Source organism: Bacteroidota bacterium, assembly GCA_037133915.1.
GTDB lineage: Bacteria > Bacteroidota > Bacteroidia > Bacteroidales > CAIWKO01 > JBAXND01.
Genome location: JBAXND010000021.1, coordinates 1 through 25,193 on the forward strand (window position 1 = coordinate 1; position 25,193 = coordinate 25,193).

The following is a 25,193-nucleotide window of genomic DNA, read 5'->3' on the forward strand; positions in this document are numbered from 1 at the left end:
AAGCCGGGCTTATGCTTCGGCTTCTTTCAAACTTTTACCGGACAACAGTGAATAATAATAAACGTTTTTTCATTTTATATGTGTTTAGTTAGTAGATGTTTTTTTGAAATTATTTTTTAATCAGTACCTTTTGAGCACAGTTCATACCATTGCCCGATATCCTGAAAAAATACATGCCGCTTGCAAATCCTTGGTCGCTCACATTAATAATATTGGAAGTGCCGGTCATCTGCTCCGATGACACTTTCACACCTTGTACATTATATATATCAAGAGTGAAGTGCTCATTGCTTCCTTCAGGAAGATTCACATTTACAAAAGTACTCGCCGGATTAGGATATATCTGCACGTCTGTTTCAGGATTCGCCTGAACCGGGATACCGGCCGTAGCCAGCGTATGCCTCCTGAAGAACTGCCACATTTCCATCACCTCAGTGATATCATTCGTAGGTTGAAAGAGCAGTGTATGACTTGCGCCAATCATTTTATAGAACCATACTTCCGATTCAAGAGTGCCGCTCGAATACTGATAGCGTTCCACGGTTATACTGTCATTAGCCGTATTCGGGAAACTGAATGTTACAGGCGTAGTATCACAGGCATTATTCCCCACCCAGAAACTTATCAGGGCTTCAGCATCCATTCCGTACAAGTTACCTGAATAATAAACTGTAGAATCAGATGTGCCATGAAAATGAATGATGGGAACATGCCTTCCCGGGTTTAAATTAGTAAGCATATTTCCGATGGTGCCCGACATGGAACCAAAGGCCGCTATTCTTGTATTGGACTGCAGCGCCATACGCTCCGTCATGAAACCGCCCATCGAGAAACCGCACAGATACACGCGATGGATATCAATGGCGTATTTTGCAATAGCAGTATCAATCAATGCATTTATAAACCCGATATCATTGATACCTGCGTTGAGGGTGTAACCCATATATCCTGCACCCGAATTCCATGCAGAGCTCCCGAGTAAAGGATCTACAATTGCCTGAGGGAATATGCAGATGATATTTGCCGTGTCAGCAATGTAGTTCAGCCCGATGCCCGAAAAATTGTTCATGTCATCACCCAGTCCGTGCAGCGCTATGATTAGTGAGGCCGGTACAGATGCGTTGTAGTTCACCGATTGATATACCCGGTAGCTTCTTGAGATACCGCCAAACATCATGGTTTTATTGGTCCACAATGCCTGAGTTTCGCTGCAAAAGAAAACAATTGCCAAAATAAAGAGGAGTAAGGCTTTTCTCATAAGGAATAATTATAGTTGGTTATTATCCTATAAAAATATCTTTTTTTATTCAGGAATTGGTCAAAGTGAAAAAAATATTTCCCGTTTATGAATAAGCAAAGCAAGGTATTTAGTGCAAAATTGTAAAGGCAATAGGCCAGGAAATCATCTTTTTTCTACTCGAAACCGTCCATAATTAATCCATTTTTAATTATTAATTATTCATGATTAGTTAATATTCTAATCCTATGTTAATAACTTTTTTGCTGATAATAGCCCATAATTATACTTCTAAGTAGCTGTAAATTAGAGTTATTATATTTCCTAATCCGAAAATTCCTAATCAGTCCTTAATAATTTCATCGACTAATTATTAGTGTTTGTCGACGAAATATGTAACTTTGTGTGAAATTCTGCGTAACACCGCTTGATTTGAAATCAGAAAATAAGCAAATCACTAAATAATTTAAACGTTTACTAACTAAATTCAACTAAAATGAAAACTAAAACAGCAATGCGTGACAGGGGGAGACCTGCACCACGCTCGGGCAAGGTTAAGCTGGCAATGTTTGCCACTCTTGCGCTGTTAATCGTTGCATCAGCAATTATGGTGCTGAACGGTAACAGAATGCCCAAGAACGATCAGTTGTATGAAAAGTACAACACAGGTTATCAGGCCGACATGACACAGAGAGACGGTGTGGTAGAGAATACATCCTTTGCGAACGGGATGGACCTCTTTACCGCTAAAGATTTCGGTGGAGCTATTTCAGCGCTCAGCAATGTGCAGGCCGGCGACCAGAACTACACCGCTTCTATTTTTTACAGAGGCCTTGCTTACATGCAAACCAACGACCACATGAACGCTATTGCTGATTTCACGGCTGTAGCTAATGCCGGTCAGACCAACCTCGCTGCTGATGCACAATGGTTCCTTGCATTGTGTTATCTTAAGGTAGGCGAAGAAACTGATGCCAAGGATATACTTACAACTATTGCTAAATCTAACCCCTACGACGGAGAAAAAGCAACCGAACTGTTGAGCCAGCTGTAACAGGCTGCCCGGGCGTTATGACCCCGGCAACAGAAAAATATATTGTATAATGATTTAAGGAAAGGTTGTCTCAAAAGGGCAACCTTTTCTTATTGTAGCTATTGTTGGCTTTTTTTAATAATTTTGAAGTCCTGATGAGTTTCGGGGAATTACTTTTTACTTATTACCTTTATAAAGCACAAACTAATAGTGTTTTTATGCAACAGTTCGGGGGCAGAACGTCTTTTAGCAAAATCGTCGTTTTCATCTTTTGCCTGATTGCGTTTATGCCGTTGATGCTCGTTGCTCAAACAGGAAGAGGCATTATTGTTAATAAGGATAAGGAAAAGTCTGGTTTTACACGCGCCGTTGTGGTCGGTGTTTCCGAATATCCGAATCTTCCTGAAAACCGCCAGCTGCAATTTGCCGACGATGATGCACTGCTATTTTATGCCCTTCTTAAACGTCTGTATCCGGCAAAAGACAACGAAAATATCCGTCTTATCCTGAATGCCGAAGCAAGCGCGGTGCAAATCAAAGAAACTATTTCAGAACTTATAGATGAATCGTCCGGCGGCGACCGCCTGATTATTTATTTTGCCGGTCATGGCGATGTGTTCAGCGATTCGGCGAAACGCATTGACGATGCATTCCTGCTTTGTCACGGCGCTTCTACAGATGCCGATTATTCAATCTCAGATGCCGTCAGCATGATGGATTTACATAAACTGATAGCTTCAGGTCTTGAAAAAAATATTTCGGTTCTTTTAGTAACCGATGCCTGCCGTTCGGGAAAATATGCTACTTCACAAACCGGTGCATATGCTACTGCCCGCGTACTGTCTGAAAAATGGGACAAAATTTCACGCATCGCATCATGCCAGGCCAACGAGTCATCCTATGAAGATCCGCAATGGGGAGGCGGCCATGGCGCTTTTACTTATTTTCTTATTGATGGAATGGCAGGTGCCGCCGACGAAATGGGCGACAGCCTGGTTGACTTCTCTGAGCTGGAATTCTATGTAAAAAAATCGGTACGCATGGCAACGGCCAAGAAACAAAATCCGGTGTTTCTGGGAGATGCCAACACGGAAATTTCATCCGTCAGCGGCGAGAAATTTGATAAGCAAATGAACGTCGAATCATTACTGGCTTCGCGTGCTACTGGCAATCCTGTATTTTCGGCAGATACGGCTGTGAATAAAATTATTCTTGCATTTATGTCATGCCTGCATTCAGACCGTTTGCTTGAACCGGCTGATGCATGCGCCTATTCTTACTATAAAGACTTGCAAAATTCTCAGGCCGATAAAAAGACCATACGCAAAGCGAAAGGAAGTCTCTTTGTGGCTTTGGATAATAGTGCGCAAAAAGTTCTTGATATTTATCTCAGCGGTAGCGGGAATATGCCGCCGGCAGCACAATTCGAGAAAGCCGCACGGGAAATTGGAGTTGCCCGCGAATTATTCATCACCAAAACGGCGCTTATAAAAACAATGCTTCCCAAAAAGCTCTTCCTCGAAGCCATGGCTATAATTCGTGCCGAAAACAGGCCAGAATACAAAACGGCAGAAAAGAAACTGAAAAAATCGAATAAACTGGATAAAAATGCTGCGTATTCATACAATGCATTAGGAAAACTCTATCTGCTCAACGGTCATTATGCTGTTGCTGAAACAAGTCTTAAAAAAGCTATTGAGCGCGCTCCCCGGTGGACTTATCCAAAGAGCAATCTGGGTTTGGTATATAGCAGCAGAAGAATGTGGGCGCAGTCGGAAAATATTTTTCGTGGTCTTGTACTTTCCGACAGTACTTTTTCGTGGGGCTACAATAACCTCGGCTGTCTGTATTTTGATCAGGGGAAATACGAGAACTGCCGCTTGCTGTGGCAAAAAGCAATTCGCCTGCAACCCGGCGACCCTGTACCTGTTATGAATCTGGGTACACTCGCCAAAGATCAGGGGCGGTTGGCCGATGCCAAAAAATATTTTATGGAAGCAAAGATCATGGATACGCTGTATGCTGATGTCAATATCAAATTAGGTGACTATTACAGCACATTCATCGATTCACTTAAAGTCGCCGAAAATTATTATTTAAAAGCCATTTCACTGGAACCGTTTTTTGCAGAATACTATAATTCATTGGGAAATTTCTACAAAGGTTTCGATGTCACCCTGCCTGTTTATCATTTGTCTGAGGCCCTTTTCAGAAAAGCCATTGAGCTTGATCCGTACAATGAAGATGCCTATTATAATTTAAGCAGTTATTATTTGAGCACCGGCGATATTGCTGCTTCAGAGAAAATAATGAAGCAGTGTATGTCAAAATGCAAAGGCTCTGCCAGGTCGTTGTATCTGATGGGCATTAATTCCTGGAACCGAAAAGAATATACCGGCGCTGAAAAAATCTTCAAAACTTCCATAGAAAAAGACCCGCTTTTTCTCAGCAGTTATCTTAAACTCGGTGAATTCTATGAACAGCTGAATCGCCCGGCTGACGCGGAAAAACTCTATCGTGATGCCGCTTTTATTTTTCCCGATTCGCCTTTGCTGTATTATCGTCTTGCCAATTTCTACTTTAGACAAAATACCACTGATTCTGCCATTCGTTGGTACCGGAAAAGTATTGAGGTCGATTCGTTCTATTCATACGGCTATTCTTCACTTGCCTATATTTTTCTGAAACAGGGGAATTTCCAATCGGCAAAACAATATTTTTTGGAAGCACAACAACTCAATCCTTACAAGCACAAGTCAGTCGAGTTTGCTTACCTTTTAAAAAGCCGCGCCGATTCGCTGGCTCTCGACGCCCTGAGTGATCAAACTGCTTCGGGAAAACAGAAACTTAAAACTGTTGTGAATGCCTATAATACTGCATTAGAGCTGGACCCCGGCAATGTGAACACTGCCATTGGCATTGCGCATGTTTATTATCTAACCGATAAACCTGAAGATGCAATGAAATATATTGAACCGCTGCAATCATCGGGAACCTTGTCTTTGCTCATTAAGGAATCTGTAAATGCTCTGTATGCCCGAATTCTTCTTGATTTAAATAAGCCTGCCGAGGCAATTAATATTTATGACGTACTGATGGCGAATGACCCTTTTCCGTCGTATCTTGGTAAGGCACTGGCGCTGTATCAGCAAGGAAATACTGACGCTGCAATCCTGTTGTTTAAGAAAGAAAAAATTGAAAACCCTCAATACCTGAATCAAACGTGGCTTAAAACTATGTACAGTCCCAAAACATTGAAATTGATTGAATCCCTGTCACAATTATGCAATAAATAGTGTGGTATGAAACGTAAACTGCTAATATTAATTCTGCCATTATTTCTATTGTTCAATGTGTTTTGCTTTGCCGCTGTAAATCCTAAAAACGGAAATTTCTATGTCGGCTATATGGATTTTGTGTTCAGCAATTCCCCAATGAAGCTTCAAATTTCCAGAACCTATAATTCAAAGATTGCTGATATAGGCTGGTTTGGAGTAGGATGGGGGAGCGATTACGAAACTTACCTTATAACCCTGCCGGGTGGCGGCGTGCTTATGTTTAACAACGGCAGCGGAAAACGGGATGTGCAAAAGCCCAAAGAATGGGATATGCAGGATATCTCTGTTGCCATTGATGAATTGGTAACAGCTATGAAAACAGAAGGCAGGTTAACTACTCCCGATGAGATTTTAAAAATGAAATCCAGGCTGCTCAATGACCAGGAGGTGCGTCACACGTACTGGAAAAAATATCTGAACAAGGGAATGGTCAGAAATCGTGTGATTGCACCCGGTACAAAGCTGTATTCAAGCTGCGGTTGTGGCGGTTTTGAATATATTGTTGCTACTGCCGAAGGATTCAACCGGTCAAATTCCAACGGGAACACAGAGTTTTTTAACCTTGCGGGGAAACTGATAAAAATTGAAGATGCCAAGGGGAACAGCTTGAACTTTGAATTCAGCGATTCACTTTTTATTAAAAAAATAAGTGACAACAGCGGCAACTTTCTTCTAATTGATGTCAATAAAAACGGAAGGATTATTCAGGTTGCTGATCAGAAAAACAGGGTCGCAAAATATGAATATGACCAGAAAAATAATCTTACTTACAGCTGCGATATCGGAGCCCACATTTATAGATATGAGTACGACGGTAACAGCAACATGACCTCGATTATATATACGGACGGTCAGCGCATGGCAATAGAATACAATAAATCGGGCTTTGCCACCAAAGTAATTTACCGCGACAGCACCAGTACCGAATATCAATATCCCAGCGTATCGGATACCGAATATGGCTCTGTGGTCATTCAGCGAAACAAAAAAGATAGCATTACAAGTAAAGAATCACGCTGGTACAGTTTGAAAACAGATGCCATTGGAACGTCCTGGGTATGGCGGCTGTCGCTGATAATTAATGATAAGGATTCATGCATTCAAATCTTTAATGAAGCACACCACCGGATTGATACGTTGTTTAAAAATAAAGAAATCTACAAGTATAGCTATGATATTAAAGGCAACTTGCTAAAAATATGCGAAATTTCCGGACGCTGCGCCGACGTTATTATTACGGATAATCTGTTGAAAACTATTACCGTTGAATCCCGCAATTTTAATTTTTCTTATGACGATAAAAATACGCCTCTGCTTGTGACAACACCTTCGGGGGCAAGCCTCAATTGCCCGGTAAACTTTTCAAAAGCCGCCACGGACGCGGAACTTACTCAACTTGAGCTCTGGCTTAGGGTGCTGTCGTACACTTACATCACCGACAATATTGACAATCTTTGGAGCCGTTGACAATTTAAATGTGAATAAAAATTATTTCGTAGCGGCAACCTTTATGTTACTAATCTTGTTAATTATATTATTATTCGGGTGCTTTACCTGATAAATGAAATGCCTATATTTGCGTTGCAATTAAAATTAAATACAAAAAAATCAAACACTTTAGTCATGTTTAGAACACTTTATAAACTAACAGCACTGATTATATTTATTGTCTCAGTGCAAGCTATTATACCTCATTCAGCTAATGCTCAGCAAAATGTAGGTATTAATGCAACCGGTGCACTGCCCGATCCATCCTCCGCTCTTGATATTGATTCGAAATCAAAAGGGCTGCTTATCCCAAGAATGACCTCTGTACAACGCTTGAGCATTCCGTTACCGGCTAACGGATTAATGGTATATGATACGGACAATAAATGTGTCTTTTTTTATGATGCAACCATTCCGTCATGGGTATCCATGTGTACAGGCGGTAGTGGCGGTAGCGGAGTCACGGGACCAACCGGTCCTCAGGGACCCCAGGGTCCGATGGGTCCTCAGGGACCTGCCGGTGCAAACGGAGCTAATGGAGCTAATGGCGCTAATGGTACTAATGGAACGAATGGAGCACAAGGTCCTACCGGTCCCACCGGTGCAGGTCTTCCGGGTCCAACAGGCCCTGCCGGTCCTGCCGGCGCAAGCGGCGCTAATGGTGTAACCGGACCTACAGGTGCAGGTCTTCCGGGTCCGACAGGCCCTGCCGGCCCTGCCGGAGCAAATGGTGCAATAGGTGTAACAGGTCCCACAGGAGCTGGTCTTCCCGGTCCGACCGGCCCGACCGGTGCTGCCGGTGTTGCCGGAGCCGCAGGGATAACAGGCCCAACCGGATTGAAAGGTGCTACAGGTGTTACAGGTCCCGCCGGAACAGCCGGTGTTAATGGAACAACAGGTCCCGCCGGTGTAACCGGTCCTTCAGGTCCCGTTGGTTGCGCCAGCGTAAATTATCTTTTTAAATCCAACGGCACAACAGGAACATGTACTGTTGCACCGGTATTTGAAACTAACTTCGGAAAAGTAGGAATTGGCAATACCAGCCCCAGTCAAAGGCTTGATGTTACCGGAAATATTAATGTTGCAAACGACAGCGTTTACATGATAAATAATCATTGCGTTCTTACCATTAAAGGAAGCAATAATCTTTTTGTCGGCGACGATGCCGCTTACTGGAATAATACTACCGGCTCCTTTGGAACCGCGGTAGGCAAGGCTGCAATGTTTGCAAATACAACCGGCTCAAACAATACTGCAACAGGTGCAAATGCCATGTATTCGAATAATATAGGCTACAATAATACTGCTACCGGAACCAAGGCAATGTATTCGAACACATCAGGAAATAATAATGCAGCCTTTGGTGCCTATTCGCTCTATACAAATACCACCGGCGGCTCCAACACAGCGCAGGGCTATAATACACTTTATTATAATACTACGGGAAACCAGAACACTGCGGCTGGCTATGGTGCCCTTTATGTCAATACTACCGGTTATGTAAATACCGCTTTGGGTGCATGGACACTTTATTCAAATACAACAGGTACTGAAAACACAGGTACGGGAAGTGCATCCTTATACCATAATACGACCGGTATGCAGAATACCGGTATGGGAACCTGGACACTGTATCGCACAACCACCGGCTCACTTAATACAGCGGTAGGTCATAATTCTCTTTACGAGAATACAACGGCTAGTAATAATACCGGCGTTGGAGCTTTATCACTCTATTTCAATACCACAGGCTCTAAGAATACCGCAACCGGGGGTTCGGCGTTGAAGAATAACACCACCGGATATAATAATACCGCAGCCGGCTACAACGCACTTTTTGGTGTGGTGTACGGACATGACAATACCGCTATTGGCTATAATGCAAATGTGAATGACAGCAGTCTGAGCAATGTTTCAGTAATCGGTTCAAACGCAAAAGCCATGAATAGCAATGAGGTGCGTTTGGGCGATAATACCATTACCTTCTTTTATTGTATGGGCGCTTTCAATGCCATTACCGCCAATCCTGCAAATCTTTATGTTGACGCCGCCGGCCGTATTATGAGGTCTGCCTCTTCGGCACGCTACAAAAATAATATTACCGACCTTGAAATCAACACAGAGAATATATATAAGCTGAGGCCTGTTTCATATAACTCTAATGGTGAAAAGGGCAGATTCTTTGGCCTGATTGCTGAAGAAGTGGCATTGGTAATTCCTGAATTGGTTGAATGGGCTCACGAAAAAGATGTTGTGAAAGGCAGTACTTCCGATGCCCTGATTCCCGATGCGGTGAAGTACCCCGCACTCTCAATCCTGCTTCTTAAAGAAGTTCAGAAACATCAACAAATGTTGCTTGAAAAAGACAAAGAAGTTGCAAACCTCAAAACTTTGATTGATGAGCTTAGTAAATCGAATGCCGCATTAAACGAACGACTGGAAAAACTTGAAAAGAAATAGGAGAGGGCAACCTCACCTGAACCGGAAGCCGTCTGATTCACGACGGTTTCTTTTTTAGAATAAAAATGTTTGATTTTGTTTTCATACTTGTAAACCAACTGCTGTTAGTAATTAAATAAAAGAATTAGCACCCCAGAGGCAACCAATACCACAATTGACACGTCTGAAAAAAGTGAATATGTAATTTATTAAATTGAGCGTTTCTTTCTATTAATATTAATAAAACAATTAACGATAAAATGATGAATACCTTTCTTAAAACCAGATTCGCCGGAGCTATCATTGCCTGTATGATATTCGCATTTGCAGGAAGCCTTTCAGCACAAACCAATAATCATTTGCTTACACTTTCATTTCAGAAGACAGAGGGGAAACTCTTTAAGTTGGATGCCATGAATGAAAAGGTTTTTGAATTCAGCATTTCGGGCGTTCAAAACGGAACCGAAATAGATGCTTTCAAAGCAAATCTTGCCAAACAGCCCAGCGTCAGGTTAGTGAATGTAATTGCTACCGTTGCTGCCGATTTTCAGGCAACCGTTACTCTTGTCCCCGAGGCAAAAGTCAAAGATTTCAAACAGGCTCTTATTAATTTGGGATATTCCACCATTCTAATTGATGGTGATACCAAAGTACTGTCTGAACCGGAAAAATAATAAATAGTCTTTCGCTTATTGTTGCAAATAGCTCCCGACGTGAAAATTAGTGTCTTTTTTTATAGATTATTTTGCTTATCTACCTGCGTATTTTTATCTGCGAACATGGCAATGGCGCAGTGTGGAGGGACCGTTCTTACTGTGAACAATCCGTCATTTGAAGGACCCCAGGCTCCCCATATTACCCCTCCGGGCTGGGATATATGCATGCCCGGTGTTACCCCCGATACTCAGCCGGGTTCATGGGGAATTACATTACCACCCTCAAACGGTAATTCATACCTTGGTCTGGTTCATCAGTCAAGCTCAAACTGGCAGGAAGGTGCCGGGCAAACACTCAGTTCACCCATGATTGCCGGTACAACTTATAATTTCACGATAGATCTGGCTACCACCAACGTATATGGATACGGAATTATTCCCGGCTGCGTGGAACTGCAACTTTTTGGAGGTACTGCCGGGATTAACGGCGGGTGCGATGCTGCCGAACTTTTATGGCAGTCGGGCAATGTAACCAATCTTACATGGGTTACATTCCCCATTACCTTTACTCCGACTCAGAACTGGAACCATATTTTATTTCGGATTCAAAGTCTGGGTTGTACCGATGGACCTTATATCATGGTTGATAATATGACACCACTGGTCCCAATGACTGATATTCCTGAATTCGGTTTTAATAATGTATGCAATGGCGATTTAGTGCAATTTACCGATTCCTCTGCTTCTCCGTCGGGAATTATTACAAACTGGAACTGGCATTTTGGTGATGGCGATTCAAGCGTTTCTCAGGATCCGAATCATACGTATGCAGCACCCGGAACTTACAGCGTTACGCTCGAAATCTACAGCGATGTTCCTTGTACCACTTCAGTTACACATTTGGTTCATGTTTATCCGATTCCCGTCGCGAATTTCACACCTCCCGTTGGTTGTGTCGGTTCGTCGGTGAGCTTTACGGATGGCTCGAACGGCAACGGCGGTACAGTCAGTAATTGGCACTGGACCTTTGGTGACGGAGGAAGCAGTACTGCACAAAACCCGGCGCATACCTATTATAATCCCGGTCAATATAATGTTACGCTAACGGTAGTATCATCAGATAGCTGCCATTCAGCAACCTTCACGGCACCTATTACAATATCCCAGCTACAGGCCAATGCAACAGTTATTGATAATGTAAGCTGTTTTGGTGGCGCCGATGGGAGCGGAACGGTTACAGCACTCAATGGTCTTTCTCCATATACATATAATTGGTCGGGTGGCGGAAGCGGTGCCAATATCAGCAGCCTTGACGCAGGAACCTATACAGTTACAGTAACAGATTCTGCAGGTTGTGTGGTTGTTGATACACTCACCATTACAGAACCAACGCTGTTAACTGCGGCGATTACCAACAGTGTAAATGTGCTCTGCAACGGCGACAGTACCGGAAGTGCAGTGATAACTGCCGCAGGAGGTACTGCACCTTATTCCTATAACTGGATTCCTTACGGAGGAAGCGGATCAACTGCCAATGGGCTTGCCGCCGGTACCTATATTATTACCGTTACTGATGGAAATAACTGCACTGCACTCGATACCGTGACTATTACTGAGCCAACAGCGCTTTCACTGCTTCTGAATCCGACTGATGAGAGTTGTGTATACAGTTGCAACGGTAAAGTTGAAGCTGATGTATATGGTGGTGTGCCTCCTTATACATACCATTGGAACAACCTGCAAACGACACCTGCGGCTACTTCACTTTGCGATGGAAGTTATAGTGTGACCGTTACAGATGCAAATAACTGCGCACTCAACAGTACTTCACATGTTGGTACCAGTACATTGGTTGACGCAACTTTTGGCGCAAGCCCAATAACCGGCAGCATTCCGCTGAGCGTTAACTTCACGTTTTTAGGAACCGGTGCATCGCAGTTTTCATGGACATTTGGCGACGGCGGTACTTCAACAATTCAAAATCCGGTTCATGTTTATCCTAACATCGGAACTTACACCGTTAAATTAATAATCAGCAGCGGTGCACCTGATTTCTGTGTCGACACCTTCTTTGTTGATATCATCGCAATTCTGCCCTCTTCGCTGGTAGTACCGAATGTGTTTACACCCAATGGCGATAGCCACAATGACCTTTTTAAACCGGAATCTGTTGCCATTGGTACCTATTCCTGTGTTATCTATAACCGCTGGGGAAAATTAGTGTATGAAGGTACCAATCCTGCTGAAGGCTGGAACGGAGTTGAAAAAAGCGGTGGTGATGCCGCAGACGGAGTATATTACTACATAATTGAAGCTACCGGTCTTGATGGTGTGGTATATAAATTAAATGGAACTGTAACTTTAATAAGATAATTGAGTAAAATCAACATAATAAATAACATAATGAGGAGAGTTTTTGCATTAATCGTATTGCAGGCCGTTTTTCTGGGGCAGCTGTTTGCCCAGTGCGGTGGCACGGTACTCACCGTTGCCAATCCTTCGTTCGAAGGAACTCCTGCACCTCACGTTACACCACCATCGTGGGATATATGTATGCCCGGGGTTACACCCGATACGCAACCCGGCTCCTGGGGAATAACACTGCCTCCTTCGAACGGAAGTTCGTATATAGGTCTGGTCAGTGCACCTAGTATTAACTGGATTGAAGGAGCAGGGCAGACGCTGAGTTCACCGATGATTGCAGGTACTACCTACAATTTCACCATCGACCTGGCAGTTCCCGCTTCGGCCGACCCTGCAACCGGAATCCTGATTCCACCCAACTGTGTTCAGCTTGACCTATGGGGCGGCATGTCGGGTGTTAACAGCGGATGCGATATGTCCGAGCTTCTGTGGTCATCAGCCAGTGTTACTAACTTTAACTGGCAAACATACAACCTTACGTTTACACCGACTCAGAACTGGAATCATATCTTATTCCTCATTCACAGCCTTGGTTGTACCGATGGGCAGTACCTGCTGATGGACAATATGTCGCCCATTACTCCGCAAAGCGATATTCCTGAGTTTGGCTGGACCGACGTTTGTATTGGTTCACCCATGGTTTTTCACGACAGTTCGACCTCGGTTTCAGGTCAGATTACAAACTGGGGTTGGTCTTTCGGCGATGGAGGAACAAGCACCAGTGTGAATCCTACTCACACCTATGCCGCTCCCGGTTCTTATAATGTAACTCTTGTTATTATCAGCAATGTTCCCTGTACGACAACAGTTACACATACCGTAGTTGTGCATCCGGTACCAACCGTTACTGCTTCCGCAAATCCTGCATCACTGTGCACAGGTGGTTCGTCGACGCTTACTGCCGGCGGAGCAAATACATATTTATGGAGCAATGGCCTTGGTACTACCAACCCTGTAACTGTTCAACCTGCCACCACAACAACCTACACTGTTACCGGAACCAGCTTCGGCTGCACCGGAACTGCCAACGTTACGGTTAGTGTTGCGGCAAATCTCACGCTCGCGGTCAACCCGTCGAGTCCTGTGATTTGTATAGGCGATTCGGTTGACCTCACGGCTTCAGGGGCTGCCAATTATACATGGTCGCCTGCAACCGGATTATCTGCTACAACCGGCGCTGTTGTTACAGCGAATCCTGCCGTTACAACAACATACTCTGTGAATGGTGACAACGGAAGCGGTTGTACCGGTTCCACCACTGTTACCGTTACTGTTGCCAGTAATGCCAGTCTTGTGCTGGGACCCACCAACCCGTCGATATGTACCGGCGAATCGGTGCAGCTCACGGCTACAGGTGCTGCCTCCTATGTATGGGATCCTCCTACGGGATTATCGGCTACTACCGGTGCACTTGTTACTGCATCGCCTGCAGCCACTACCACTTATACCGTGAGTGCCAGTACGGGTGCCAATTGCACCGCAAGCGGAACAATTACCGTAACGGTGGCAGGCAACTCAGGCATAGGCTTCACCGCCGAACCACTTGAAGGATGCACGCCGCTTGAAGTGCAGTTCAATTATGTTCCCGGTTCTGATGTGGTTGATTCATCATGGGTATGGAATTTTGACGACATACAGTCCGGTAATTATAATGTAGCCGATTCACTGAATCCGATTCATACATTCAACCAGCAAGGTACGTATGATGTTTTGCTCAGCGTTGATCTTACCAATGGCTGTAAAGGAACAGGCACCATGCAGATTACTTCTTATCCATGGCCGCATGCGGAGTTCGATGCGAATCCGAAACAGGTTTATATGAATGACCCGTCAGTGCAGTTTACCGATGAGTCAACCAATGCTGTTGCCTGGGAATGGAACTTTGGTGACCCGGTATCACAGTGGGACAGCTCATCCGAAATGCAGAACCCCGTTCATATATATTCAGAGCCCGGAACCTATGAGGTAATACTCATTGTTACGAGCCCGATGGGATGCTCAGATACAGTAAAGCATACAATTGTTGTATATCCTGAATTAATCATTTTTGTTCCCAATGCGTTTACACCGAACGGCAACAGACTCAATGATGTTTTCACGCCCTTTATTTCAGGCATTGAGCCCGACAGCTATATCATGCGTATTTATGACCGCTGGGGCAAACAAATCTATGAAACATCAGACCTTTCGAAAGGCTGGGATGGAAACCACCTCGGGAAATATTGCCAGGAAGATGTTTACGTATGGCTGATTTATTTTACCGCTGCCGACGGCAAAAGGTATAAAGAAATAGGTCACGTAACGTTGCTGAAATAACTACTGTTGATTGACTACGAGAGCTGCCATCATACATATGGCGGCTCTTTTGTTTTTATGAGATTATTTTTGATACTTTTGCAGACACAATAATTTAAAACCACTAACATTAAATTGATATGAAAAAAAATCTGTTAACCCTTATCGGCGCGTTTTGCCTGTTTACCTCTGCTGCATTTGCACAGATGCTTCCCAACGGAGATTTCGAGAACTGGACCAATGACTCCACCGCAGTGAGCTGGACCGGTACCATTACCATGACCATGCCTCCGATTACTTTCTATACATTATATAAAGAGGCTATCGGTCACTCAGGATTTGCAGGGAAAATGACAACACAGCCCGCACCCATTGTGAGCGTACCCACAACCGGTTTCTGCAATTACGGTGTTCCCGGATTCAATATCAGCACCATGACACCTTTCTTCACCGGCGGTGTTCCCATTTCCATGAAACCGGCCAAAGTAAAGGGCTATTTCAAGTATGAGAACAATGTAAACGATACCATGTCTATCAGCGCTTGCTGCTATCTTGCACACGATACCATTGGTTTAGGTACATTTACAACTACTACGGCAACTCCGGCCTGGACACTGTTCGAAGTTCCCATTACGTATTCACTTCCCGGAACTCCCGACACCATCAATATCGTTATGTTCTCCTCTGCCGGTAAAGCTCCCCAGCTCGGAACTACATTGTATGTTGATGATGTAACAATGGAAACAGGCAGCGATATCGGTGAAATAAGCATGGACGTGTTGAACGCCTATCCGAATCCGGTGAACGACATTATGAATATTGACCTCGACGGAACATTCAACCTGATAAAATTATACAACAACAGCGGTCAGCTTGTTTTTACCGATGTGACCACAGCACAGAAATATTCACTGAACCTGAACACTTATTCCAACGGAATTTATTTTGTGGAAGTAAGTAATGGGGGAAAGAGGATGCTGAAGAAGATTGTGGTGAATTAGGAATTGTTCTGCAAGATTTAAAAGAGGCTGTCCTGTTCGGGCAGCCTCTTTTTTTTATATTGATTGTTGATACGGGCAATTCTTCCTTGCAACCTTTTCCTCTAACGCTGCCGGAAAATGGCTTTCCTTCGGAAATAGGTATTAATGATTCCCTTGTTTTATGTAAGAAATTTTTATGAGGCGCGTCAAGCAATTAATTAATTAACATTATTAGCGCGGGTGATTCTTCGTTTAAGGATGGGATAGAAGAACACCGATAAGAGAATGATGGCGGCTCCGGTATAGAATCCGGCAGTCATGTGTTCCGATTCGCCAAAGATGAACCAGGCAAGCAGAATGCCGTAGATTGGTTCAAGGTTAATGGCAAGTACTATATAGTAGGCCGAAAGCTTTTGCATGAGTCTGATGGTGGCGGCAAAAGCAAAGGCTGTGCATACCACGCCAAGAATGAGCAGGAACAGAATATCACTCAGCGAAAGCGTAAGTTTTGCCACTTCCATTTCGCCCGAAGCGAACATGAAAATTGTAATGCCTGCAAAGCCTGCCAGCATTTCCCAGAAGGCGGTATTGTTGGTGTCGTATTTGAGTGCGATGCTCTTGTTGAGAACGCTGAACAGACTAGCGAAAAAGGCTGCAAGTAAACTGAAAATAATTCCTGCCACATAGCGCGTCTCGAAACGGAAAATAATATAGATGCCCGCTATAATGAGCAAGCCGATAAATACTTCAATAAGAGAAATCTTCTTTTTGCTTATCAGCGGTTCAAGAAAACTGGTGAACAGGGTGGTGGTAGATAAAATTCCCAGCGTAACCGATACATTCGACACTTTGATGGCATGAAAAAAACAGATCCAGTGGGTTGCTACAATGAGCCCGATGCCGGCTAACTTTGCAAGGTCAACAATCGGAAGACGCAATTTTACCTTCCCGGCAAGGAGTATAATGAACAATGCACAACAGGCAATAAACGTACGATACCACACCAGCTGAATGGCAGGTATGTGAATCAGCTTACCAAGGATAGCGGTAAAACCAAGAATAAATACGATGATATGCAGCTTGAACTGCTGCGCCGCCGGAACCTTCTCCATTCAATTATTACGTGATAAATGCTGATTAATAACTCTTACTGCTCAAAGCATTCGAGGCGGTTCATCATATAGCAGTCCCAGCAGGTTTCGCCGAAATTGTAAGTGAAGTTGGATGTTACATTATATATGTAATCGGTAGCTCCGAATAATCCGGAAGAATTGGACGACCAGTTATTGCAGTGGTTTGTTCCCCAGATGTTGCCAACTGTTCCGCTGGCGGTGCTGGTATTGGTCCATGCAAACAGGAAGTAGCCGCCTGCCCAGCTGCAGCTGTGTGCGCTGCCACCCGATTCAGGCCCGACAAAGGCTCCGAATTCATTGTAATTTAAATTATGAACAACCAGTGCAAGCAGGCTTGCCCAGTCGTTGGCAATTACAATCCCGTTAACGGTGGTTATTTGTCCTGTAGGATGGGTGAGTCTGGAGGCGGCGCTGGTGGAGCCATCGCTGAGCCAGGCTTTCCATGTTCCGGTGAGGCCGGCAGCCACAGCTCTTGCCTGGCATTTGGCATCGGCACCCGTGAGTCCGCCTAAGTTGCCATCGTATTTTGTGCTGGTAATGAATGCACGCACATTGACAGGTGCTGATGAAACAACAATATTTGAAGAAGATGATGCGCTGCAGCCGCCGGAAGTTACCGTCAGGCCAACCGCATAGGTGCCGGCAGAAGCCCATGTAACAACAGGGTTTTGGGCAGTACTGGTAGCCGGTGTTCCGCTTGCGAACGTCCATGAGTAGGTGGCGCCGCTGAGTGTGGGCGTAAAGGTTACCTGCGCACCAATATTGGGACTGGAAGGTGTAAACGTGAAGGTTGCCGAGGGCACGCTGTTGACCGTTACCGTTACCGTACCTGCTGCCGACATGCAACCGTTAATGGTGGCGGTTACCGAGTAGGTTCCCGACTGCGATGCCTGAGCGTTGGCGATGACAGGATTTTGTGCCGTGGATGTGAATCCCTGCGGACCGCTCCACGAATACGTAGCGTTGGGGATGGTGGTGGCAGTGAGGTTAAGGGTGTTTCCGGCACAGATGGGACTGTTGCTTCCGGCGGTGGGCGTTGACGGTCCTATGCAGTTTCCGCAGAGTTCGTACCAGTTTCCGTTCCTGAAAAAGTTGAAACAATAGGTGTTGGTATTGAAAATTAATAGTCCGTTTGCCGGATTAACGATGTTGTTTCTCTGGGCGTTTGTCATGCGCGGAACAAGCACTCCGCGTGTGGTATCGCTCACGTCGAGCAGGGCAGAGGGTGTTGCAGGTAAACCGTTATTATTGATTCCGACACCCTGACCGAATGAAAGGAGTGAAGTAAATACAAATACGATGCAGAATAACTTACGTAGCATGGCTGTACAATTATTGATTGGTACAAAAATAATCAATAATTTGTATAGTAGCGACATAGGCATGATTCCCAAACTTCTGGTTTGTAAAAGAATTTTAAATGATAAATTATAGATTTTAAATTTAAAAATATGAATATCGTCATTGCGGGTTTGAAGCAAGGCTGTGTAGGTTTGAAGTAAGCATAGTTTGGTTTGTACCCTGTCAGGTTTTGTTTTTACCCTGTCAGGTTTTACTTTTACCCTGTCAGGTTTTGTTTGAAGAAAGGCTGTGTGGAGTTGAAGAGAGGCAGTGTAGGTTTGTACCCTGTCAGGTTTTGTTTTTACCTTGTCAGGTTTTACTTTTACCTTGTCAGGTTTTGTTTTTACCCTGTCAGGTTTTGTTTGAAGAGAGGCTGTGTGGAGTTGAAGAGAGGCTGTGTAGATTTGGAGGCTGTCTGCCCCTGACCCCGGCCCTATCCCCGGTCCGGGGATAGGGTGACTGATTATGAAAGCCTGGTGCATGTATAATTTTTCTTTTTCAATGAAACAATAGAAAACAGAATTATTGTTTTGCACCATATCAAGTCCTCCCGATTTATCGGGAGGACTTAGGGATAGGGGCAGGTTGTCAGCCACTGACCTCTCTGTGATAGGGTGACTGATTTGGCAAAGTTTGCACACTGCAATTTTCTTTTTCAGCTTAAAGCACTAATTGTAAATTTTTCATTTTAAATTGTTCAAACCTTTGTGCGTTCTGGAATAAATAAATTAATTTCTTTTTTTATTAATTTAAAATTTAACATTTACAATCTAAAATTTTTATTTGGTATTTGAATAACGTATATGTTTAAGGAGGATGAGAATAGCGGGTGATATTTTGGCGGCAGCATTCCATCAGATGCAACAATTCCCAGGCAATTCAGTAGAACTGAGTACCCTCGCCACAATTCAAAAAAAAGATTTCGCCTTTACAATATTTTGAAGCAAGTGCCGTTTTAACATTTTATTAGGATAAATAAACAAACAACATTTTATAAGCTGTTCATTTACTGACAGGTTCTTTCTCAGTTTTTAGACGGCACATTCAAAAAAAAATCTATGAAAAAACATTCATTAATCCTGACAGCTTTGCTGTTGACTTTGGCCGTTGATCAAGCATTTGCTCAACCGGATACCATAATCGTTTATAACATAAACACCGTAACCATCGACACGGTTTTACCTGTATGGGTTAATCCCACACTAACATTCAACAAGACGGAATCAGCTATTGGATCTTTGGGGAACCAGGTTTCTCTGGATTTATCGCCTCCAACAACAAACCTTTTTAGTAATTCTTCATTCAGCGACCTTGCCAGAGCAGAACTTTTTTTCAACGTAACCGATTATCCCATCAGGACAGCCACCCGGTTATTCTATTACAAAAATGGTGTCTTGTCAGGCTGTTGTTCAGGAATGATGGTCGGGGAAAATTTTGTTCTTACAGCCGGACATTGCGCGTATAACTACACGGACCAGATTTTTGGATATGACAGCATTTTAATAGCTCCGGCATACGACAATGCATCAATTCAGCCGTCATTACCTACATCTGTGGTTGAAAAAGTTTACCTGTTCAAAACGTTTTATGATAAAAAGTTTTTTGACGATATTGCTTTGCTTCAATTACGACAGCCCATCGGACAGCAAATTGGATGGATAGGTATGGCTTTTAATTCAGACACAAGTTTTATTAACGGCAAAGTGTTTCACAAACTCAGCTATCCGGGTGTAACAAGTCCGTTCGATACTTCAAAACATTACAATGGAGATACACTTTATTACAATTACGGATATATTAATAATCTGAATACCCAGTTGGGAATAAACAGTCCGCAAGCCCGGGGAATTCCGGGACAAAGTGGAAGTTCGTTATTTTACACTGACAACAGCGAATATTTTTCTATGGGAGTAGCCAGTTTTAGCAGCAATTATTGTCATTATAAAATTACCAAAGATGTTTTTTATCAATTAAAAAGTATCATGGAAAATAATGCGGCTTCCACTCAGGATGATCTGACCGTAGGAAATGGAATGCTTATTTATCCCAATCCATTCAGTACTTTTACAACAATACAACTGAACAGTGCTGATGCCAACTCCGACTTAATCATTTATAATCTTTATGGGCAGCAAGTAAAACAAATGAAAAATATTTCCGCGCAGAAAATTACTTTGCATCGTGACAATATACCGTGCGGAATGTATTTCATTCGGCTGACACAGGACGACAAGGTCATCGCGACCGAAAGATTGGTAATTACCAACTGATATAACATCGGGGCATTTCAAAGGCTGGACAGACGGTCGTTGTAATTTGACACCCAAGCTGTCTGCCCCTGACCCCGGCCCTATCCCCGGCTCGGGGATAGGGTGACTGATGATGAAAGCCTGGTGTGCTATTTTTTTATCTCCTGTCTAAAATAGAAAACAGAATCACTATTTTGCACAGTATGACTCGTCCTAAAAAAAGTTGACAGTATTTTGATTAATCCTGAATAGAGTTGACAGAAAATAATCACCGGGTATTGATGAGTCGGAAGATTGTTCTGCTTCAGGCGGGCGAGGCTCGACGCCCCGCCTGTCTGATAGAATCTCCGGTTTAATGAATCGCCGTTGATTAGTTCTGCTGACAACAGGCGTCTCGTCCGGAAAATTGGAGATCTGCCTGAAGAACTATCTCAAGAAGTGAGAGAAAATATCAGAATTATTTTTGACATAAATGATTAAAGACCTCAATTACAAATTAATAATTATTAATTACTAATTAGTAATTGTTCCCTATTCACTGTTCCCTGTCCCCTGAATATTATTTCTCATAATCATTTTATTATTAAGAAATAATCCCTACTTTTGCACCCCGAATTAAATAGTTTACAGAGTACTAACCCCTGTCTGCCACGAAGGCAGACATACAAAAACAAAGCATGCCTAATGAGTGAAGATCAAGAACTCAACGAAGTTGAGATGAACAATGAAGAACAAAACACTGCAGAAGAAGTTGCTCCTGAAGTAGTAGCAGCACCTGTTGCAGAAGAAGTTGCAAAACCCGCAAAGGAAAAGAAATCAACACGCAAAGAAGTATCCCTGGAAGATTTTAACTGGGATATGCTTGGTAAAAATCAGGAATTGTATACCGATTCGGAACGCAAAAACCTGGAAGACATTTACGATAAAACCCTCAGTTCAATTGTTGAACAGCAGGTGGTTGACGGAACTGTTGTTGCCATGAACAGCCGCGAGGTGGTGATTAACATCGGCTTTAAATCAGACGGCGTTATTTCTCTTTCGGAATTCCGCTACAATGCCGAACTCAAACTCGGCGACAAAGTTGAAGTATATGTTGAAAGCCAGGAAAACAACACCGGCCAGCTTATCCTTTCACACAAAAAAGCAAAATTACTCCGCGCATGGGATCGCGTGAACGAAGCTCTTGAAAAAGACGAGATCATCAACGGTTTTGTGAAATGCAGAACCAAAGGCGGTCTTATTGTTGACGTATTCGGAATCGAGGCCTTCCTGCCCGGTTCACAGATCGACGTTAAACCCATCCGTGACTACGATATCTTTGTTGGCAAAACCATGGAATTCAAAGTGGTTAAAGTTAACAACGAGTATAAAAATGTGGTTGTTTCGCATAAAGCTCTTATTGAAGACGAACTCGAACAGCAGAAAGCTCAGATCATTGCCAAACTTGAAAAAGGACAGGTTCTGGAAGGAACCGTTAAAAACATTACATCATACGGTGTATTTGTTGACCTTGGCGGTGTTGACGGTCTTATCCACATTACCGACCTTTCATGGGGACGTATCAACCATCCCGAAGAAATCGTTAAACTGGATCAGAAAATTCAGGTTGTTATTCTTGACTTTGATGAAGCAAAGAAACGTATCGCTCTCGGCCTCAAACAGCTTACATCTCACCCATGGGATTCCCTTGATCAGGAACTGAAAGTGGGCGATAAAGTTAAAGGCAAAGTGGTTGTTATTGCCGATTACGGCGCATTCATCGAAATCACCAAAGGTGTTGAAGGTCTCATCCATGTTTCAGAAATGTCATGGTCACAGCATCTCCGCACTGCACAGGATTTCCTGAAAGTAGGCGACGAAGTAGAAGCCGTTATCCTTACCTTAGACCGCGAAGAGCGCAAAATGTCACTGGGCATCAAACAGCTTATTCCCGATCCATGGACGAACATTGGCGACCGCTACCCGGTGAACTCAAAACATACAGCTATTGTTCGCAACTTCACCAATTTCGGCATCTTTGTTGAAATGGAAGAAGGCGTTGACGGTTTGATTCACATCAGCGATTTAAGCTGGTCGAAAAAAATCAAACATCCTGCCGAATTCACCAAAATAGGCGAGAAGATTGAAGTAGTTGTTCTTGAAGTGGACAGCGAAAACAGACGCCTCAGCCTCGGCCACAAACAACTTGAAGAAAATCCCTGGGATGTGTTTGAAAGCATCTTCCTGATTGATTCTATTCATAAAGGTACCGTGGTTTCAATTTCCGATAAAGGCGCCATCGTGGCTCTTCCTTACGGAGTTGAAGGATTCGCACCTGCACGTCATCTTATAAAAGAAGACAACACCAACATCCGCATTGACGAAACACTGGATTTCAAAGTGATTGAGTTCTCGAAAGAGAATAAGAAAATCATCGTTTCTCACTCAAAAATCTTCCAGGATGCTGTTTCAGCAGAGAAGACCAAAGAGATGAACGACAAGAAAGCCATTGATAATAAAACCAAGAAAGTGGTGAAAAAACTCAAGGACAACCTTGAAAAAACCACACTCGGCGATATCAGCGTTCTTGCAGCACTGAAAGAAGAAATGGATCAGGAAGTAAAAGATAAACTGGAAGCCAAAGAGCGCGACAAACAGGCTAAAATAGCCGCTGATGTTACTCCCGATGCTCCCGAAGCTATCGATACTGCCGAAGCTCCCGAAGCCGAAGCTGCACCTGAACCGGAAGCTAAAGACGAAGAATAATTTCGTTCACACATGAAAAGAAAGCTGCCCCGCAAGGGCGGCTTTTTTTTTACGTTCCACATACATTTACAGATTACTTCACTTTTATATCGGAATTATTGATATTTTTGAAGTATAAAATAATAATCAGAATCATGAAAAAAATATTTTTACTTTTTGCACTCGTCAGTCTGTTTGCTGCACCCATTGCTAAAGCACAGATATGCACCCCCGACATCAACAATACCAGCTTCCTGAGTCCCGACACCCTGCAGGATTTTGCGCCTGCTTTTACCGGTGTTCCTTACGTGCAGGTACTGCAGGTGAAAGTCCCGACAGACACCACCATCTACATTTTTCCGGTGACCATCGATTCTATCAGGCTGGACAATATTCTGAACATGCCTCCCAATTTTACGTACAGCTGTAACAGCGATTCCTGTGTTATCTATGGCGGAACACGCGGCTGTATTCAGATAACAGGTACAGCGGCTCTTGCCGATACCGGCCTGTGGAACCTTACCATGGATGTGTTCATGACCGGTCACTCCACCATTCTGGGCGATTCAACCATGTTCTTTGCACTGAAAGGCTACAGCATAGTCGTCATTGATTCAGCCTACATGGGCGTTGACCCTGTTGAAGGACAGTATGGCTTCAACGTGATGCAGAACAAACCGAACCCCGTAACAACAGCCACCGAGATTGGTGTACTGAGCAAAGGTCACGAAAAAATTACGTTCGAACTGTATGATATTCTTGGCGCACGCGTTGCTTCCCGCGAATTTGTTTCCGGTAAAGGATATAACCCCATTGGATTTACTCCCGGCAACCTCAGCCCCGGCATCTATCTGTATAAGGTAAGCAACGGTTCCAAAACCGTCGTCAGAAGGATGATGATAGCAGGCAAATGATTTTTCAGCTGACTATACTGGGCACGGCAGCATCGGCGCCCATTCGTGAACGAAACCCGAGCGCTCAGGTACTGAATGTACATGAGCGCTTGTTTTTGATAGACTGCGGCGAAGGAACCCAGATGCAGATCCGCAAATACGGAATCAAGGGAAGGCGCATCAACCACGTATTCATATCGCATCTGCACGGCGACCATTATCTCGGTCTTGCCGGACTGATGTTTTCATGGCATCTTTTCGGGAGAACCGAAGCTTTGCATATTTATGCGAATGAGGCTTTGAAAGAGATTCTGGACCTGCAGCTGGAAGCTTCGGGTACCAAACTGCAGTATCCTTTCGTATTTCATGCGCTTCAGCCGGGCGCTTCGGAAACACTTTTTGAAGATGCTAAAGTAAGCGTACAGAGTTTTCCGCTGAAACACCGCGTGCCGACGCATGGCTTCATGTTCCGTGAAGTAAGGCAGCCGCGCGGCATTCATCATGAAGCTATCCGGAATCTGGACATTCCTTTTACGGAGTTCAACAATATAAAAGCCGGCGCCGACTTTACGGATGCGAACGGGAAGGTGCATTCCAACGCATCGCTCACACACGAACCGCCCCGATGCCGGAGCTTTGCGTATTGTTCAGATACAGGATTCCACCTCGGAATTACCAAATTCATAAAAGGTGCGGATCTTCTCTATCATGAAGCAACCTTTATGCAGGACATGATTGCAAACGCAGACGAAAAGCAGCATTCAACAGCCATGCAGGCAGCAACGATAGCGTTGAAGGCAGAAGCCAAACGATTACTAATCGGACATTTTTCAGCCCGCTACGATGAGCTGGAGCCCCTGCTGGACGAGGCGCAGTCGGTGTTCAGAAATACAATACTGGCAGAGGAAGGGATGACGGTTTCAATTTGACAATTAGTTAATTCGGCAATTTGAAAATTAGTCA

15 protein-coding genes are annotated in these 25,193 nt (G+C 43.9%); 12 read left to right on the forward strand and 3 right to left on the reverse strand.

Going from position 1 to position 25,193, the window contains the following annotated elements; all coding sequences use genetic code 11:
• Positions 1 to 109: 109 nt before the first annotated feature.
• A complete protein-coding gene (locus tag WCM76_08840) occupies positions 110 to 1,258 on the reverse strand; it encodes a T9SS type A sorting domain-containing protein (protein ID MEI6765733.1) in 1,149 nt (382 codons plus the stop codon).
• A 475-nt stretch (positions 1,259 to 1,733) separates the two neighbouring features.
• On the opposite strand from WCM76_08840, the gene WCM76_08845 reads away from it, so the two are divergent.
• The 8 genes from WCM76_08845 to WCM76_08880 all read left to right on the forward strand — a co-directional run bounded on the left by WCM76_08845 (position 1,734) and on the right by WCM76_08880 (position 15,911).
• Positions 1,734 to 2,291 (forward strand): hypothetical protein, encoded by a 558-nt coding sequence (locus tag WCM76_08845; GenBank protein ID MEI6765734.1) that lies wholly within the window; start codon positions 1,734 to 1,736, stop codon positions 2,289 to 2,291.
• 197 nt (positions 2,292 to 2,488) lie between these two features.
• On the forward strand, positions 2,489 to 5,566 hold the full coding sequence (locus tag WCM76_08850) for a tetratricopeptide repeat protein (protein ID MEI6765735.1): 3,078 nt from the start codon (positions 2,489 to 2,491) through the stop codon (positions 5,564 to 5,566).
• Between the two features lie 6 nt (positions 5,567 to 5,572).
• Entirely contained in the window at positions 5,573 to 7,075 is a 1,503-nt protein-coding gene (locus WCM76_08855; protein ID MEI6765736.1) for a DUF6531 domain-containing protein, read from the forward strand.
• Between the two features lie 156 nt (positions 7,076 to 7,231).
• Positions 7,232 to 9,556, forward strand: coding sequence for a tail fiber domain-containing protein (locus WCM76_08860; protein ID MEI6765737.1), 2,325 nt, complete (start codon positions 7,232 to 7,234; stop codon positions 9,554 to 9,556).
• A gap of 239 nt (positions 9,557 to 9,795) precedes the next feature.
• Entirely contained in the window at positions 9,796 to 10,209 is a 414-nt protein-coding gene (locus WCM76_08865; protein MEI6765738.1) for a hypothetical protein, read from the forward strand.
• Between the two features lie 105 nt (positions 10,210 to 10,314).
• A complete protein-coding gene (locus WCM76_08870; GenBank protein MEI6765739.1) occupies positions 10,315 to 12,564 on the forward strand; it encodes a PKD domain-containing protein in 2,250 nt (749 codons plus the stop codon).
• A gap of 30 nt (positions 12,565 to 12,594) precedes the next feature.
• Complete coding sequence (locus WCM76_08875) at positions 12,595 to 14,931, forward strand: PKD domain-containing protein (GenBank protein MEI6765740.1); 2,337 nt, start codon at positions 12,595 to 12,597, stop codon at positions 14,929 to 14,931.
• A 119-nt stretch (positions 14,932 to 15,050) separates the two neighbouring features.
• Positions 15,051 to 15,911 (forward strand): T9SS type A sorting domain-containing protein, encoded by an 861-nt coding sequence (locus tag WCM76_08880; protein ID MEI6765741.1) that lies wholly within the window; start codon positions 15,051 to 15,053, stop codon positions 15,909 to 15,911.
• Positions 15,912 to 16,108: 197 nt separating this feature from the next.
• Here the strand turns inward: WCM76_08880 and WCM76_08885 are convergent, their stop codons facing one another.
• Together WCM76_08885 and WCM76_08890 are read right to left on the reverse strand one after the other, a co-directional pair.
• A complete protein-coding gene (locus WCM76_08885) occupies positions 16,109 to 17,002 on the reverse strand; it encodes a DMT family transporter (GenBank protein MEI6765742.1) in 894 nt (297 codons plus the stop codon).
• A 35-nt stretch (positions 17,003 to 17,037) separates the two neighbouring features.
• A complete protein-coding gene (locus WCM76_08890) occupies positions 17,038 to 18,960 on the reverse strand; it encodes a PKD domain-containing protein (GenBank protein ID MEI6765743.1) in 1,923 nt (640 codons plus the stop codon).
• A 462-nt stretch (positions 18,961 to 19,422) separates the two neighbouring features.
• Between WCM76_08890 and WCM76_08895 the strand changes: the two genes are divergently transcribed.
• The 4 genes from WCM76_08895 (at position 19,423) to WCM76_08910 (ending at position 25,159) form a co-directional block, all read left to right on the forward strand.
• Positions 19,423 to 20,634, forward strand: coding sequence for a T9SS type A sorting domain-containing protein (locus WCM76_08895; protein ID MEI6765744.1), 1,212 nt, complete (start codon positions 19,423 to 19,425; stop codon positions 20,632 to 20,634).
• 663 nt (positions 20,635 to 21,297) lie between these two features.
• Positions 21,298 to 23,358 carry a 30S ribosomal protein S1 gene (gene rpsA / locus WCM76_08900; GenBank protein MEI6765745.1) on the forward strand — a complete coding sequence of 687 codons (2,061 nt, stop codon included), beginning with the start codon at positions 21,298 to 21,300 and terminating at the stop codon, positions 23,356 to 23,358.
• A 134-nt stretch (positions 23,359 to 23,492) separates the two neighbouring features.
• Positions 23,493 to 24,251, forward strand: a complete 759-nt coding sequence (locus tag WCM76_08905) for a T9SS type A sorting domain-containing protein (protein MEI6765746.1) — start codon at positions 23,493 to 23,495, stop codon at positions 24,249 to 24,251.
• Positions 24,248 to 25,159, forward strand: a complete 912-nt coding sequence (locus WCM76_08910) for a ribonuclease Z (GenBank protein MEI6765747.1) — start codon at positions 24,248 to 24,250, stop codon at positions 25,157 to 25,159. The genes WCM76_08905 and WCM76_08910 overlap by 4 nt, the downstream gene beginning before the upstream one ends.
• The last annotated feature ends 34 nt before the right edge of the window (positions 25,160 to 25,193 follow it).

Excerpts from the sequence above, each read along its gene's own strand:
- WCM76_08840 (MEI6765733.1), bottom strand. The coding sequence starts at position 1,258 with ATGAGAAAAGCCTTACTCCTCTTTATTTTGGCAATTGTTTTCTTTTGC.
- WCM76_08845 (MEI6765734.1), top strand. The coding sequence starts at position 1,734 with ATGAAAACTAAAACAGCAATGCGTGACAGGGGGAGACCTGCACCACGC.
- WCM76_08850 (MEI6765735.1), top strand. The coding sequence starts at position 2,489 with ATGCAACAGTTCGGGGGCAGAACGTCTTTTAGCAAAATCGTCGTTTTC.
- WCM76_08855 (MEI6765736.1), top strand. The coding sequence starts at position 5,573 with ATGAAACGTAAACTGCTAATATTAATTCTGCCATTATTTCTATTGTTC.
- WCM76_08860 (MEI6765737.1), top strand. The coding sequence starts at position 7,232 with ATGTTTAGAACACTTTATAAACTAACAGCACTGATTATATTTATTGTC.
- WCM76_08865 (MEI6765738.1), top strand. The coding sequence starts at position 9,796 with ATGATGAATACCTTTCTTAAAACCAGATTCGCCGGAGCTATCATTGCC.
- WCM76_08870 (MEI6765739.1), top strand. The coding sequence starts at position 10,315 with ATGGCAATGGCGCAGTGTGGAGGGACCGTTCTTACTGTGAACAATCCG.
- WCM76_08875 (MEI6765740.1), top strand. The coding sequence starts at position 12,595 with ATGAGGAGAGTTTTTGCATTAATCGTATTGCAGGCCGTTTTTCTGGGG.
- WCM76_08880 (MEI6765741.1), top strand. The coding sequence starts at position 15,051 with ATGAAAAAAAATCTGTTAACCCTTATCGGCGCGTTTTGCCTGTTTACC.
- WCM76_08885 (MEI6765742.1), bottom strand. The coding sequence starts at position 17,002 with ATGGAGAAGGTTCCGGCGGCGCAGCAGTTCAAGCTGCATATCATCGTA.
- WCM76_08895 (MEI6765744.1), top strand. The coding sequence starts at position 19,423 with ATGAAAAAACATTCATTAATCCTGACAGCTTTGCTGTTGACTTTGGCC.
- rpsA (MEI6765745.1), top strand. The coding sequence starts at position 21,298 with ATGAGTGAAGATCAAGAACTCAACGAAGTTGAGATGAACAATGAAGAA.
- WCM76_08905 (MEI6765746.1), top strand. The coding sequence starts at position 23,493 with ATGAAAAAAATATTTTTACTTTTTGCACTCGTCAGTCTGTTTGCTGCA.
- WCM76_08910 (MEI6765747.1), top strand. The coding sequence starts at position 24,248 with ATGATTTTTCAGCTGACTATACTGGGCACGGCAGCATCGGCGCCCATT.